Source organism: Paenibacillus harenae, assembly GCF_030812415.1.
Classification (GTDB): domain Bacteria; phylum Bacillota; class Bacilli; order Paenibacillales; family Paenibacillaceae; genus Pristimantibacillus; species Pristimantibacillus harenae_A.
The window spans coordinates 73,718-88,747 of sequence record NZ_JAUSST010000005.1 but is presented as its reverse complement, the minus strand read 5'-3'; the positions used below and the strand labels follow the sequence as shown (position 1 = coordinate 88,747).

At 49.9% G+C, this 15,030-nt stretch carries 11 protein-coding genes; 1 reads left to right on the top strand and 10 read right to left on the bottom strand.

Going from position 1 to position 15,030, the window contains the following annotated elements; translation table 11 throughout:
- Positions 1-45: 45 nt before the first annotated feature.
- The 6 genes from J2T14_RS18535 to J2T14_RS18510 form a co-directional block, all read right to left on the bottom strand.
- Entirely contained in the window at positions 46-1,053 is a 1,008-nt protein-coding gene (locus J2T14_RS18535) for an alpha/beta hydrolase family protein (RefSeq protein ID WP_307473828.1), read from the bottom strand.
- A 10-nt stretch (positions 1,054-1,063) separates the two neighbouring features.
- Entirely contained in the window at positions 1,064-1,699 is a 636-nt protein-coding gene (locus J2T14_RS18530) for a GNAT family N-acetyltransferase (RefSeq protein ID WP_307473079.1), read from the bottom strand.
- Positions 1,696-2,484, bottom strand: a complete 789-nt coding sequence (locus J2T14_RS18525) for a MerR family transcriptional regulator (RefSeq protein ID WP_307473077.1) — start codon at positions 2,482-2,484, stop codon at positions 1,696-1,698. The genes J2T14_RS18530 and J2T14_RS18525 overlap by 4 nt, the downstream gene beginning before the upstream one ends.
- 235 nt (positions 2,485-2,719) lie before the next feature.
- A complete protein-coding gene (locus J2T14_RS18520; RefSeq protein WP_307204324.1) occupies positions 2,720-3,082 on the bottom strand; it encodes a DUF6463 family protein in 363 nt (120 codons plus the stop codon).
- Between the two features lie 360 nt (positions 3,083-3,442).
- Complete coding sequence (locus J2T14_RS18515; protein ID WP_307473075.1) at positions 3,443-3,937, bottom strand: hypothetical protein; 495 nt, start codon at positions 3,935-3,937, stop codon at positions 3,443-3,445.
- Entirely contained in the window at positions 3,934-5,142 is a 1,209-nt protein-coding gene (locus tag J2T14_RS18510) for an FAD-dependent oxidoreductase (RefSeq protein WP_307473073.1), read from the bottom strand. Before J2T14_RS18510 ends, J2T14_RS18515 begins: the two co-directional genes overlap by 4 nt.
- 163 nt (positions 5,143-5,305) lie before the next feature.
- Here J2T14_RS18510 and J2T14_RS18505 point away from each other — a divergent pair, with 163 nt between their 5' ends.
- A complete protein-coding gene (locus J2T14_RS18505) occupies positions 5,306-5,926 on the top strand; it encodes a PadR family transcriptional regulator (RefSeq protein WP_307473071.1) in 621 nt (206 codons plus the stop codon).
- Between the two features lie 287 nt (positions 5,927-6,213).
- Here J2T14_RS18505 and J2T14_RS18500 read toward each other — a convergent pair whose 3' ends face one another.
- The 4 genes from J2T14_RS18500 to J2T14_RS18485 form a co-directional block, all read right to left on the bottom strand.
- Positions 6,214-6,597 (bottom strand): RidA family protein, encoded by a 384-nt coding sequence (locus J2T14_RS18500; RefSeq protein ID WP_307473069.1) that lies wholly within the window; start codon positions 6,595-6,597, stop codon positions 6,214-6,216.
- 26 nt (positions 6,598-6,623) lie between these two features.
- Positions 6,624-7,520 (bottom strand): AraC family transcriptional regulator, encoded by an 897-nt coding sequence (locus tag J2T14_RS18495; protein WP_307473067.1) that lies wholly within the window; start codon positions 7,518-7,520, stop codon positions 6,624-6,626.
- 164 nt (positions 7,521-7,684) lie between these two features.
- Positions 7,685-8,461: a class B sortase gene (gene srtB / locus J2T14_RS18490; RefSeq protein ID WP_307473066.1), complete on the bottom strand. Its 777-nt coding sequence runs from the start codon at positions 8,459-8,461 to the stop codon at positions 7,685-7,687.
- Between the two features lie 18 nt (positions 8,462-8,479).
- Positions 8,480-14,422: a DUF7601 domain-containing protein gene (locus tag J2T14_RS18485; protein WP_307473063.1), complete on the bottom strand. Its 5,943-nt coding sequence runs from the start codon at positions 14,420-14,422 to the stop codon at positions 8,480-8,482.
- Positions 14,423-15,030: the final 608 nt, after the last annotated feature.

The window sequence follows — 15,030 nt, the reverse complement described above, 5'->3', positions numbered from 1 at the left end:
TTGGCCAAGTGAAGGGCGATTTTTTCATGTTCTGTACGTTGACGATCAATAATCCAGTTTCTTGAGAAATTTTTCAATTTGATCCATGTATCCCGGCACCGTGATTTGCCTAGGCGCGAAGAGACTGATCACTAATGCCCGAAAATCGGAATCGGCTGTCTTCTTGCTCAACATCGAATGCTCGGTGTCAGGGAAGACCGCAACAGTCAGCAGTTCCGGCTTTACGTTATTGCGATATTCACGCTCCGTCTCCTTCCAATCCACATGGATATCTTCTTCGCCTAGAAGCAGGAGTACCGGCGAACGGAAATGACGAAGATCATCCGTTGAGTCCGACAAGAAGTTTTTACCGACAAATGTCCATCTGTCTTTCGACATCATGTTGTATTCATGCGCCATTGTAAGATATTCGTCATAGTTGGCCTGTTTTGCTAAGAGCTGCCGAACTCGATTGTCATACATTTCTTTGGCTTGAATTTCTGCTTCCGAATAACCGTCCTTGATCAACTGTAGGCGCGTATGATACGCTCCTTGCCGTAGCCAGTTAATGGCGGGCGATACAAGAAGACTGAAGGCGAGCGTCTCCTTCTCGGCAAGCTTAGGAATGACCCATCCCGCCTGACTGGCGCCCCATACCCCGATCCTGTTCGCATCGATCAACGGATGCTTTTTTGCCCATGCAATCGCCTCACGAGCCTCATCTACCCGATCATCCATGCTCTGCTCTAACCAGCTTCCTTCGGATCCGCCGATCCCTCTTTTATTCAGGGATAAGGAGGCATAGCCAAGACTAGCCAATCGCTCCCATAGCGGCTTGTACCCATCATCGTGTGTTGCATTAATCGCTCCATCGCCATGGATAAAGAGGACTAATCCCAGCTTACTCGCAGCGTTCTTGGGCAGCGCCAAAGTACCCGTTAGTATGCCTGCTGACGATTGAATCTCGACCGCCTGCTCCATCATGTCAAAACGGTTTTGCTTCAAAATATATAATCCTGTACCAACAATCAGCATTACGAAGATCATCGTATAAATCAAAATTTTCTTTTTCATCATTATTTCTTTATTGACCCTCCCTCGTCTCGACCATATAATCCCATTTCGGCTCATTGAATAACAGATGCGATATTATTCGATTCTCCTCGGAATGCGTTCGGAACGACAATTGCTCGTATAGCTGCTTGGCACGCGGGTTGCTACCAGAGACGTACAAGCTTAGACGATCCAAACTCGGGTCCATATCCACAACACGCTGCGCCCATTGCAAAAGAAGCTTTCCAACACCTTTGCTTCGATAGTCCGAATGAACAACAATGTCTGCAATATAACATTCACCAGACTCGGGTTTATGATCTAGCACATATAAGCCGATCAACATTTTGATCAGGTTCCATCTGCCAAATATGCTAAAATTCCTCCATGACGGAAGCTTTTGCTTGTTTTTTTTTGTGTCAATAGCCGGTTTCCATTTAATCGCTATGCTTCCGATCACCTCTCCCTGTTGCAGGGCGACCATTCTTTGAGTTGATGGTTCAGTCGGGACGCATTCCAACAGCCTGTCGAAAAATAGAGCCAGATCGTCCTCGTTCATGTTCGTCAGAATTTGAAATTTTCCACGGAACGCTTGAGCCAGTAATCGTCCGACCTGTTGATTATACTGGGACTGCATTGGCTCTATCGTAATCGGCACTGCCATCATATTGGATTCTCCCCTTCACGATGTGCAAATGGCACGATCAAGGCCTGCAGCTCATAGTGCAGCTTATTGGGACCCAATAGAGACAAATAAGATCTTTCAATGACAACCAGAGGCCCCATTAGAGGGACAGATTGTGCAACAGCATAGTCGAAAAATTGTTCAATCCGATGTTCAAGTTCCTCCTCATGGATAAGGCACTGTATGGTAAGGTAGTCCCCCTCCGGTAAAGAAACATCTCCCGGCGCTTGCGTTTCCAGATATAAAATAACGGTATTCGAACCATCGTACAAATAATGGATATCCGATTCAAACAAGTTCGGGATGCATTTGGCCTGTTCCGCCAGTAGCGCCGCATTGAGTCTCGTATGTGAATCCAGCTTAATAAACCGTGAAAGAAATGTGGTATCACGCTTCTTGATTTGGAATTGGTTGGGCTGCAAGCTGTAGCTTTGTTGTTCATGCAACACTTTGAGGATGAACTGCCGAAGTTCGTTGAGGCGTAGCAACTCCGCTTCGATATCCTGCAAGGAATGATGTAGCAGCTGTCGATGTTGATCCGTAGAATAGGAACCCATGCATTCTTTAATGGACTGAACAGGTACCTCTAGCTTGCGCAGCAGCAGGATATGAGCTAACTGGTAAATTTGATCCATGCTATACATCCTATACTGATTTGTATCCGTGTAAGCAGGTTGAAGAACACCTTTCTCTTCAAAATAACGAATTTGATGAACCGACACGTTCATCAGCTTAGCTAGTTCACTAATCGTAATTTCACTTTTCATAACGATCACTCCCACGGATGAGGCTTGGAATACCTCAACGATACACCTTAGGTCTGACCTAAGGTCAAGTATTATATTGAAAATACTAATAAAAATGGACAGCCCCGTTACTCTAAGGCCGTCCTTTGCGCTTGCGAGCTAAAACACGCCATCCTGCCCCGAAGATCGGTGCAGGATGGCGTGCCGGGGCGATGGAGCCGTCGCTCCGTAACGTCTATGACGGCAAGATCGGATTTCACTTACGCATGAGGATCCAAGCCTGCGGCAAACACAGCCAGAACCCGGAAACTGGCATGGCAACAGCGCCGAACAGGCAAATCGCTAGCAGCAGCCATCCAAAAGCAGCGGGTGGGGAGATTCCCATCTTTTTCATCAGCCAATCCGTTATATATCCAAGTAATATCAGCAGAAAGCCGAACATCATAAACCAGAACCCGGTTAATCGTTCCCATTGGCCTTCTTGTACAGTATTCCATACACCTTCGGAGATGACTGGTAAGATGTGCTTCATGTAAATAATCAACCCGACTGCTGTATGAAGCAGCCCCGTCAGCATGAGCAGCAGGCCAACTTGTCGCTTGCTCTTACGTACTACCATACTGGTCTTCACCTTCCTTTCCCACACCCGAATCCGTACACTCATTCGAGATTTTATTTTACGGGCAGATCTTTTTAGTACGAATTCGTAGTATTTCTAGTTTTACTTTATTACGACTTCGTAGTAATGTCAAGTGCATCATGATTAATATTTCCCAAGCGTTACCACTCTTATAGAAGTTGAAAGGCCAGGAAGCCGGGCTGACCGTCTTACTTATGATACGGTTCTGCGTATCATCGCTATAGCGAAATTAGAAGGTACCCAATTGGGTACCCTCTTCGAATGGCTGAAACAGTTATTCCGTTTACAATCGCTGAACAATTAGCTGGGCTGGGCTTTTATATATTCTAGTTGTTCTTTTTATGTCACATGCTTATCTCCTTTTCCTGGTTGAATGATGGCTAGTATAAGCAGAATATTAATTCCGATTTCACCAATCGTTCGGAACCAGCTGCGGATGGTCCATAGTTCAGCACGAGCTTCAAGTTCCGGAGAATAAAGCCCTTGTGCAGGCGTGTTCTCAAATGCGATAATCTCAGGAGCAAAATAAGCAAAAGTTGCTACCCGTATAACCAGATAAATTGCCAATACAGTCAAAAGGTAATTTCTCCTTATTCGATTCTGCCAATTGAGTACCAATGCAATAACGAGAAAAATATTGGCAGCGATATGAAAAGGAATCCAAAAACTGGTTAAGGAGAGGCCGTTTGGTTCTTGAATTAAAGCAAAAGATGTGGGTGGTGATGCGCTCCAAACAGGAGTAACCACGATTTCCTCGAATAAGCCTCCTCCATTCAGCACACCAAACAGCATGACGGTGATAAACAATGTCAAAAATGCCATATTATTTTTCATAGCGCAGCCTTCTCACTCCAATCGACTTTATAATCGTACATCCATCCATGTGAGTCCTTATTTGCCGATTTCAGGAACAACGGCAGCATCAAATCGCGGAAAAATACCTGCACCGGGTTGGTCGCATGTTTGCGTTGTCCGATCCTCCTGGAATACTGCACAATCCGTTCCACCCTGTCGCGGCGAAATTTCTGAAACTCGGAGAATGCCAGCTGCACATCCGGGATGTCCCGAATGCATCTAGCCAGCACGATTGCGTCCTCAAGCGCTAACGACACGCCCTGTCCAGCGTTGGGCGATGTTGCATGGACGGCGTCCCCAAGCAAAACAACGGACTTATCATGCCAAACGGGTATCGGCGGCATATCGTAGATCGGGAATACACCGATCTCTTCCTTTGTCGAACGCACGATTTCCGGGAGCGGCGCGATATCATTGGCGTATAGTCCATTTATTGTTCTGAGCCACTCCGCTTGGGGGATGCTCTGCAGCTCCCGCCGAGACGGCTGTCCGGGATAGTTCATATTACCGAACCAGTATACCTCTTTAGAGTTCCTGACCAAATAACCGAAAAACGCGCGTTTTCCGAAGACCATAGTCTGAATACCGCGTTCATAAGGAATCGTATTACTGTGCAGAAACCCTCCGAAGCTTATTAAGCCTGTGTAAGAGGGGGCAGGTGCACTCGGCATGACAATCCTCCGCACACGGGAATGAATACCGTCACAACCAATCAGCATATCCCCTGATACAACTGTTCCATCCTCGAAAGAAACCTTAACGCGATCAGGCTCATTCCTTTCGATGCCCTTCAGCTTCTTGCCATATTCGATCGATATTCCTTGCCGCAGCGCTTCCTCGCGCAGCACCTTGTGCAGAATCCCCCTCTTAATCGTGTAGCCCTGGGGTTCTCCCGACGTTTGGCCTACATGACCGAGTAGCTTGCCCTTCCCGTTAAGCATCTTCATCGTATGCAGCTCAATGCCCTCCTGTCGGATTTGTTCGTCTAATCCCAATTCCTTCAGAACTTGTAGTCCGTTACGCGCCAAATTGAGGAACAATCCGGCATAATCATCAATTTGTTCGTCCGCTTCGTAGATAACGGAGTCGATCCCCGCCCTCTTGAGAAAAAGTGCCGTAGCGGGTCCCGCGATCCCACAGCCAATAATCAATGCTTTATTAGGCCGATTGCTTGCATTTTCCATATGTCATCTTCCTTTCGAATATTTTCAGTTGACTAGTTTATTTAGACTATATTGTTTAAACTAAACGAAGTCAACTACTATTTCTCAAAATAATCAAAATGGGCTATACTTGATGGAGTCTATTTAACAGCACTGTTATTAGTCAGAAAGGAGCTGGAGTAGCATGCCCAAACCAAAACGGAGTAATCTGCTGGCTCTGGCCATCTTATCCCTGCTGCATGAACGACCCATGCATCCTTATGAAATCGGGGTTACGATGCGTCAACGAGGTATTTCCGACAGCATCAAATTGAACACGGGTTCGCTTTACGCCGTTATCGAAACTTTATTGAAGAACAATCTGATTCAGCCGATAGGAACGAATCGAGAGGGAAAGCATCCCGAGCGGACGATCTATGAACCTACAGTTGCAGGAAAGGAGGAGTTTTTCGATTGGTTGCGTTCCTTATTGCGAACACCCGTGAAAGAATATCCTCAATTTGCGGCAGGGCTTTCTTTTATAGCTCATTTGACGCCCCAGAACACACTTGACCTTTTGAAGGAACGGACCGAAACGCTTTCCAAGCAAATTCAGGACACCCGTTCTTCAATGGAAGCTGCTCTAACAATGGGAATCGACCGACTTTTTGTTATCGAACAAGAATATTCCCTGGCTTTACTCGAAGCCGAACAGAATTGGCTTGGGCAGTTAAAGAAGGATATTGAGAATGAGGTCATATCGGAGCGGAAGGAAGACCGCTTAATCTGGAGCGTAAATGACAAGCAACCATCCCACGGCGACTAGACGATTTGGAAGCGCAACAAATCCAAAGGAACGTTTAAACTTAAAAGGAAAGGCATGAAACCCCTACTCAAAGGTGTTCCATGCCTTTTATATTAACGCATCTGATCGATATCAAACTGTATTTCAAGACTTTATACCCTCAAGCCCACTCTCCCACCGGGAGAGCTTTCCGCGCCCGGCAAGCGGTTAAGGCTAAAAATTTCGCCTCGCTTATGATACGGTTCAGCTTAACGGGTCTATCGGCACTTTCTTCCCCGTTACCTGGACATAAAAGGAGTAGCAGAACATCACTTCGCCGCGATGGCTTCGATCTCGATGAGCAAATCCGGCGAAGCCAAAGCTTTGACAATAACTAACGTCGTCGCCGGGGGAGGGGTAGGCAAGAACCCAGCGCCAGCCTCCATGAAGGCACCGAGCAGATTTTCATCCGTTAAATAGATTGTGGATTTTACGATATCGATTGCATCCATATCCGCGCCGGCTAGGACTTTGTATAAATTGCCGATCGCCAACTCCGTTTGTTGCTGAATATCCTTGCCGGGAATTCCATCCGGACCTACACCTACTTGGCCTGAGACGAACAGCATACGCTGGAAAGACGTAACCTCAACTCCATGGTGATAAATGTTCGAAGAAACCATTCCTGGGGGGTTGAATTTTCTCAGCATCATTCCATCTCCCTTATCGTTAACGTGCTTTAGATTTTCCTTACGGGGAACCATAGTTCAACGGAATGAAGCCCTGCTATTTCGCCGTAAACTTCCATTTCCATTCCATTTACCTGCTCATAGCCCGACGTTGGGAGCCATTCCGTATAAAATCGTCGGTACAACGTCTCAATGGTTCCACCGAACGCATCCCAAGCAATTGGTCCAGAAGGAAAGATTACCCATGTTTGTGCAGGGATTCTTACAGTAGAATATCCGTTCGTGTTACTCGTTTCGCTCTTAAAGGCACACAGCATATACGGGAAAGTATCATTTTCCGTATCTTTGTAACTGCAAATTCCATGCACCTTGTATGAATCAGGGCTCACAAAACGGGGCAAGTCGCCAGCATTGGCAGCAAGTCTCTCTACTTCGCCATTGGCATGGCATTGTTGCCAGAATTGTGCCGGCGTGTCCGATCCATCACCGCCTTCATCGCTACGAAAAACTCGTTCCATGCCGAATACCTCGAATGATTCCTTCGTTTCAATGCGGTAATTCATCGCATCGACTCCTTTGATCGTAATCAGGAAGGAGAGTCGTGGATAGGCTTTAAGAGCAATTCCGACTTGGCGAGCCATTGCCGGCGTGACCCCATGAAGCGATTGAAAAGCTCGCGCGAAAGAAACCGGGGATTCGTAGCCGTATTTCATGGCAATATCGATCACTCTCGCCGACTCGCTGTTCTGCAATTCAAGTGCGGCAAGGGTAAGCTTTCGGCGTCGAATATACTCCGCCAGCGTTACATTGGTAATGAAGGAGAACATCCTCTGAAACTGATGAGATGAACAGCAAGCTCTACGTGCAACTTCACTCAGTTCAATCTCCCCAGCCAAGTTCAATTCGATATAGTCCATCGCCCGGTTCATCCGCTCAAGCCAATCCATCTAATCCCCTCTTCTCGACCAAAGTATAAAATATAAGCAACTTCGCATCGCAACTATTTGTGCACAAATAAGTTGCGTCAAAAGGTAACCTATTCAAAAAAATCGCGTCCTCCAAGGGAGAACGCGATATGAAGCAACTAGACTCCGTGTTTCATCATCGTCATTTACGTTTTTCGGGCGACCACCGCTAACCGTCCGTTTTCGGTCGAGTATTCGCACGTAGACAGTACAATAAGCTTGTCGCCATACCGGGCTGTCACTCCCGTGTCGTAAAGCGCGAGTTTTTTGATGTTCTGAACATACGAATCGAACTCGGCGGGCGTACTTGCCTTCTCAATCTGGTAATATTTAAACACGTCGTCCGATTTGCGATAAACCTTTGACAGAATGACGGCAACAATCTCATACTCTTCCTTTTCGTAAAGCGTGCTGAACCGGAACGTAGCATGCTCCTTATAAAAGCTTTCTTTTTTATACTCCAACAAATCTGCAAACATCGTGCCGCTTTTCATGTGATGCCCGTGAATCAACAAAATGTCCGAACCGTTGATCCGGCTATGCGCGTCCAAAAAGGGGAGACCGCTTTTGCTTTTCTTTTTATCGAAATCATGATTGAGATAGTACTCCGCATCCTGCAGGTTCAGCATAATCGGGTACTCAATTCGGGTACCGTCAATCTTCAGCCAACCGACGATGTCCGGGTTTCTCTCGTATAGCTCTCGAAATTCGGGAAGCATGACCGGCTCATGCGCATTCGTGATCGTAGGGGAGGACAGTGCCTCCCCTACGCCTTTGTGCGACTCTTCCTCCCATACTTTGGCCAACTCTTCGATTTTCTGTTGCTCATCATAATCCTGCAAGAGAGTTCTCGCAACAGTAACGAGAGAAAATACCAGCAGAAGGGAGGAAACGGCGATAAGAATTTTTTTGATTTTACTCATTTCTTACCGCCTTTCCGGTTACTGTATGTTCCTTTTCTTCTTGCCGCCCTGTAGACAGAATCCAATCGTAATCAAAGACATCAGCGCCAAAGCCATATAGAAGATTGGCGATGTGCTGTTATCTCCTGTCTTCGGAACATCGTCCAGCTCGTTGTCTACGTTGCCGATTCCGTTGTTGTTGTCGCCGGGCCCGGGATTGCCAGGTTCGGGATTAACGGGGTCAGGCCCAGGGTTCACGGGGTCAGGCCCAGGATTCACGGGGTCAGGCCCAGGGTTCACGGGGTCAGGCCCAGGGTTCACGGGGTCAGGCCCAGGGTTCACGGGGTCAGGCCCGGGGTTCACGGGGTCAGGCCCAGGGTTCACGGGGCCAGGCCCAGGGTTCACAGGGTCAGGCCCAGGGTTCACGGGGTCAGGCCCGGGGTTCACAGGGCCAGTTCCGCCGGAACTTACCGGCTTCATCTGCACATCATAGCGTACGATGTCGCTTCCAACCGAGATGATGGTGCTCGTATACGTTTTATACCCGGCTTTCGTTACAACCAGATAATAATCCGTGTTCGGGAACACCATGTACGCATATGCGCCGTTTGCATCGCTGTTCTGGCTTGGGCTGGCGTTATCGTTCGGCGCAAAGCCCGGAATCGCAGGCAACGTTACTTTCGTGCCCGGCACGATGTTGTTCGCCCTGTTATTCGGCGTATCCGCATAGTATAGCGTCACTTCTGCGCCTTCGATCGTTGCACCGGTCTTTTCATCCGTAATAATGCCGTACGGGTCAACGAGCTCCTGAGAAATATTCAATTCTCCGTTCGCCTTCACGTTCAGTTCCGCATTCCGAATGACCGTCAGTTCAATGCCCGGCGCAACTTCGTAACGCACTTCCATCTTGTAGTTCTCCGCGGATAAACCATTCACGGAGAATGTACCGTTTGGCTGCAAGCTGAATGCTTTCGGAGTGCCGTTCTGATCCACAATATATTGGCCGCTTGCATCCTGCAAATAAATGCGCATCTTGCCGGCGAGCGCGCCGTTCAGCAGCGAAGACTGCCCTTCAGGCTGCTTCAAGAGCACGACGCCTACAGCCGTTATGTCTGCCGGAACCAGCTCTCCGCCCTTCACATTGCTGTCAACCTCCGCTTTTTGCGTGAAAGTAATCGACTCGTCAATGCCATTGATTTTGATCTTTTTCGTAAAGCTGATCGTATAGTCGCCACCATACGCCACAGGGAGGAAGTACGCGCCGGCGGCGTCGGTCGTGATCGTGTGCTTCTCGCCATTCGTTTCGTCGGTGATTACAACGGTCGCATTCGGGATCACTTCGCCCGTTGTGTTGTCGCGCAGCACCCCGGTGATTGCCGCCGGTACGGCGGTTACCGTCGTGGCGGCGGTCAATTTTCCTTCCGTCAGACTATCCACCTTGGCTGTGATGTGGTGGTCCTCAGGCGTTGTTGCGCCCAGCTTCGGCGGTGTATAAGGAATGATCGCTTTTCCTTGCTCATCGGTATTGGCCGTGACTTCCGATTGATCCGGCAGGATGAAGACGACATCTTGGTTCGCAACCGGCTTGCCTTCATAATCGGTCAACGTAGCCGTCAACCGCGAAGGCGTCTCACCGTTGCCGGGAACGACCGCGGGATCCGCCGTCAGCGTCAGCTTGCCGGGGAGATATCTCGCATTGACGAATCGGGCTTCTTCAATCTGCTTCTCCATGATCGTGCCGCTATGTGTCCGATTAACCGGATCGACGGTGTAACCTTCGCCCGAATAATCGGTCTGGGTGACGATAAAGCGATCACCGCTCGGAATGCCTTCAACGGCGACGGTTTCCCCATGCTTAAGGGTTATTGTCTCTCCGGATCTGATCGTTCCTTGCGTGCTGTCCGACCTCGTGTAGGAGTACGCCTCATCTATATCGGCGTCCAGGAATTGGACAGAAAACGCAAATTCCTTATTCTTGTCCGCCCCGGTGCCGACTACCGACTCGCCGATCAGCAGACCGCCGTACACCATCCGCGTGTTGACGACCTCTGCTCTATGGTCGCCTTCCTCGGCAATGGTGCCGGTAGTCGTCCAGTTCGGCCAAGTGGCCATGTAGCCGTCATTCGCGTAATCCGCTTCGGTGACGGTATAAGTCGTATCCTTTGGAATCCCATCGATGACGGCGGTTTCCCCATGCTTAAGAGAGATCTTGCCGCCGGACCCGATAATTCCCGTCGTACCGCCCGATGTCGTATAGGTATACGTCTTGCCCGCACCCGCACCGCCTAAAGTAACGGTGAACTCGAACGCCTTGTTCTTATCCCCGCCATTGCCTGTGACCGTCTTTCCGATCGTCAGCTTGCCGGGGAGATACTTGGCATTGACGAACTTCGCTTCGACTGTTACATTCGCCACAATGCTGCCGGTTCGCGTCAGGTTCTCCGGATTGGTAGAGTAGCCCTCGCCCGTGTAATCCTTTTGGACGACGGTGTAGGCGATGCCGTCCGGGATATCCTTGATGGTGATCGCCTGGCTGCCTTTCAGCTTAACGGTTCCGCCGCTAGCCACGGTACCGCTTATTGCGCCAGTATAGGCATAAGACTTGCCGTTGCTGAAAGTAATCGTATATTCGAATTCCTTGTTCGGGTCCGCACCGTTCCCCTCTACCGCCGTGTCCAGCCTCAAATCGCCTGGCACCCACACAGGGGTTGGCACAACCAGCGGTTTGGCGCTGGTTACCTCTACCCCATCCACCCAGATGGGATTAAAAGGAGTGGACGCCACACGCACTTGATAAACTGTCGTGGTCGGCAAATAGGTGATCTCGTCAATATAGGTTTGCTTGAGCACGTAAAGTCCCGCTTTGGTAAACAAGCTAAGCTTGCCGTCCGCACCTGTAGTTCCGCCGGTGACTTCTGTTACGCCGTCGGGTTCATACAGCGTGAATTTTACGCCGCTCAGCGGCTTGCCTTTCGGATCGATCTTGATCAGATCCAGCTTGCCTTGGGTTTCCGCGCTGCCGCCTATGTCACTGTTGTCGACCGCGTATTCGCTTTTGGCGCTGATGTTCGTCAGGGTATCATCGCCCATAAGCTTAATCTCGTTGCCTGCCTTTCCGCTGCTAGGCAATTCGGTGACCTCGGTCTGATACACGATCTGGTAGAGCTGGTTCGGATCCGCCATGCGGAAGATCAGCCGTGTTACGCCGTTCTCCGTGATGGCTTCAACCTTGACCTCGGGGTCGGGGCCGGTCAAATCCAGCGCCTCTCCATCCCTCGTCAGCCCGCCGCTCGGCGTCAACTTGGCGCGGTACACCGCCATGTCAGGGCGTCGTAGCGAGAGATTCCCATTCTCGTCATTACGGAGCGCCAGCCCTTCGCCAAGTGTGTCCTGGAGATACACGCCGTCCTTCATCTCGTAGGGCGGGGTGTAATTGACCGTCCACTCCAGCACGCCAGGGTTCGGCTTGGTCACCGATTTACCCAGCGTCTGCATGGGGACAATGACCTTAAGACTGTCTTTGACTGTGGAGGGCTCATCCCCCCATGTGATTTTCATATCGGCGGTGTTCGTCACCTCATGTTTTGCTTCGCCGGTTTCAAAGTATTGACGCAGGGCCGCCACGGTGGGTCTCGCCTTGACCAGAATGACATAAGGGCTTTCCAGCTTGGTAAAAGAAAAGGTGCCTATGTTCCCTGCGGCCGAGAAGCTCACGAGATCACTTGGGTCGGAAATAAGCGTCCCCGCGCTAACCGTCGCTCCATACTCTGCCCGGGTTCCTTTGTAAATCGCAAAAGCCTGCCCCTCCGAATAAGGCACAAACTCCCAGCCCTCGGGCAAGGTATCGACGAGGTTGATATCGCTGGCAACGTGATTGCCGCCATGCTTTTCCATCTCCTCGGTCTTCAGGCCGTTCATATTGACCGACAGCCGGAAGGTCACCGTCTTTGTCACCCGATCATAGGCTGCCAATGTATATGCTTGGTTAGCATCGTCTCGGATATAATGATTGACATTTCCAGGAATGAATGATGTCCCTTCCGGTTTTGACGCAAAGAGCATCTGCTTGGCCAGCATACCGCTATTGACCTGATGAGAAGGCCGATTAGAATCACGAGTCCGGACTGCACCCTCAAACAGGGACGCCTGATTATAGTGAGCAATAGAGTTATTGCCCGCGAAGTGCTGCCACTGCGTCATCAGGGAATTAAATGTGAAGGACGCGGGACTATCGGTATTGTATCCGGTGACCTGAAGCAAGTCGGCGACAGGCTTCCCATCCTGTAATAGCGTGTACACCTGATGCGTTAAGCCGTCACTCGACTGAAAGGAACCGGAGTGAAATCGCTGATAGTATCTCGGCCCATTGTTTCCCTTCAATTGATCCAGAATTCCAGGGTCAATCGCCGGGCTGGCGGTAACCTTGGTGAAGTCGATGGAACTCGCGTCCCCATACACCAGCAGATCGTATACCGCACCGTCCGGAAGGGCCTCCTGAGGCGTAAGGGTAACCTTCCACGGCAATATGCCCAAACCAAGGATATCACCTGTACTCGTGGTCTTTGTCAAGGTATGGGCCCCAATGGTGACAGTGGCAATATCTTTCACAGTTGCTTGATCATTGTTCTGTACGGTATTGACATCCAACTTCCACTGGGCGATGGCCGTATTTGGGAAGCTGGTGGTACTGCCCGTAATTTCGGACACAATGACCAGCCTGATCGGACCGTTTATCTCACCGAACGAATAAACACCGTTTGCGCCGGGGGTAATCGGCGTTGTTGTTGCTGACCAGTTATTTATGGTACTGTCCCACGACTGCCATGCGGCGGATCTCCAGGTAAGTCCGGCCGGCAGAACATCGGTGATCGTGGAGTCTTTCAGACCCTGCTTGCTGTAATTCTTGTTGACATCAATCGTCCATGTAATGGTACGCGGGTCTGCGGAACTCGACCGCTTGTCCAGTGTGCCGCTCTTCTGAATCCAGTCGGGCCTAAAGATGACGCGCCAAGAATTCGAGGAAAGCAGCTTATTACCTGACTTGTCCCTTAGCTCCGCGGTATTGGTGACGGTCTGGTTCCCGCTAGCGGTGTTGTACTCCGTGTAATACTTCGCCTTAGGAATCCACGTCTTGAAGGTGACAACCGCCTTGTCGCCGGAGCCCGCGGGAAAGGTGTAGGCCAGCGCGTTCGCGGTACCGCTGTCCGGTGTCGCCGCACTGCCGTTCACCTCGAGGGACCCCTCCACATAGGTGCCCACCTGAACCGGATCGAGCGCGTCATAGAACTTTAGCTCGTCCAGCGGCTGCGGGATGGTGGGGTCAAACAGATCCGTGGCTGAAATATCCACCTGCCACTTGATTGTACCCTCTACAAAATCCGCTTGATTGATCCAGTTGTTATCGGAAGCGTTGCTGTTGGACCTCTTTGTGATGCTGTACGCAGGCGTGAGTTCAGGGTTATCGAGTATGTATCCCGCCCCGAAAATATTAATCGGCTTTTGGTCGCCATAGTTAATGCCCGTCACATCCGCCTTCGCGGTGGATTCAAAGCTGAAGGTGATGTTGCTCCCCTGGCCGTTGAAAAAGCGTTCGTCGCCGTCAAACACCACCCTGATGCCTGCTTCTGAGAAATAGGCGGTTCCGATTTTGAAGCCCGACTTTTCCATCAGCGTCATGGTGGCCTCCGGCAGAATCACTTCCGGAAAGTAGGTCGCTTTATCCAACAGCACCCAGTCGCCATACAAAATGACCGTGCTGCCATCTACCGTGTTAGGGTCGGCGGCGTCACCCTTTACCGGAACCTTGACGCCGGTCGACTTAAGGGAAAAGGGCTTTCTGCCGTGAATGGCATTATTCGTCTCTACGACATTCCCGTCCTGTGTGACTACCAGCGGAAAGGACGAATTCTCTCCCATGAGCACCGCCGTTTTGTCCGCCGGGCCTGCCATCATCGCTACGGAAGTGGCTGGCTCATCGTACACCGCCTCAGTCACCGACGGTTCGGCCGTGCTCTCTGCATATGTGGCAACAGAGAATGTAAATGTCTGTAAGACAAGCATAATTGCTAGGCAAAAAGATAGCACAGGCCTACCTATACTGCGTTTTCGTTTCAATGCAAAATCTCCTCCATTCACGAAATTCCGAATTAATTGGCGACTGCGGGATATCTGCCGGATATAACTCAAGCCAATAGATATATGCTATCAGCTTGATCCCTGAGGTCCTTTACATCATCGAAATCGGAGTTCCGGATGTATGGGTAAGTGCAATGGGCGTGCAGGCCGTTGATCTTGTTGAGTACTTTCTCCCCCTCTCTTTCGATCATTTTCGTCACTTACATACTGAAAATGACAAAATGCTCCAAGTATATACAGCATATCTACCATTATATTACTGGGACCTATAAAAAATCTATACAACCTCTGGATTAGCCGTGAAACAAGGAAAAATGCCAGCTGAAGTACGAGATAGCCAACTCGAAACTATTCTATCGATGTATCCAACTCTACCAAAAGAAATAAAAGTTGAAGTTGCAAAGGTCGATGGCAGGCTTTGAAGTTGACCAGGTAGCAAAAAGCAAGCACAGTTC

Coding starts and splice junctions, on each gene's coding strand:
- J2T14_RS18530 (WP_307473079.1), bottom strand. CDS start 1,699: ATGATGGCAGTGCCGATTACGATAGAGCCAATGCAGTCCCAGTATAAT.
- J2T14_RS18495 (WP_307473067.1), bottom strand. CDS start 7,520: ATGGATTGGCTTGAGCGGATGAACCGGGCGATGGACTATATCGAATTG.
- srtB (WP_307473066.1), bottom strand. CDS start 8,461: ATGAGTAAAATCAAAAAAATTCTTATCGCCGTTTCCTCCCTTCTGCTG.
- J2T14_RS18525 (WP_307473077.1), bottom strand. CDS start 2,484: ATGAAAAGTGAAATTACGATTAGTGAACTAGCTAAGCTGATGAACGTG.
- J2T14_RS18520 (WP_307204324.1), bottom strand. CDS start 3,082: ATGGTAGTACGTAAGAGCAAGCGACAAGTTGGCCTGCTGCTCATGCTG.
- J2T14_RS18515 (WP_307473075.1), bottom strand. CDS start 3,937: ATGAAAAATAATATGGCATTTTTGACATTGTTTATCACCGTCATGCTG.
- J2T14_RS18535 (WP_307473828.1), bottom strand. CDS start 1,053: ATGAAAAAGAAAATTTTGATTTATACGATGATCTTCGTAATGCTGATT.
- J2T14_RS18510 (WP_307473073.1), bottom strand. CDS start 5,142: ATGGAAAATGCAAGCAATCGGCCTAATAAAGCATTGATTATTGGCTGT.
- J2T14_RS18500 (WP_307473069.1), bottom strand. CDS start 6,597: ATGATGCTGAGAAAATTCAACCCCCCAGGAATGGTTTCTTCGAACATT.
- J2T14_RS18505 (WP_307473071.1), top strand. CDS start 5,306: ATGCCCAAACCAAAACGGAGTAATCTGCTGGCTCTGGCCATCTTATCC.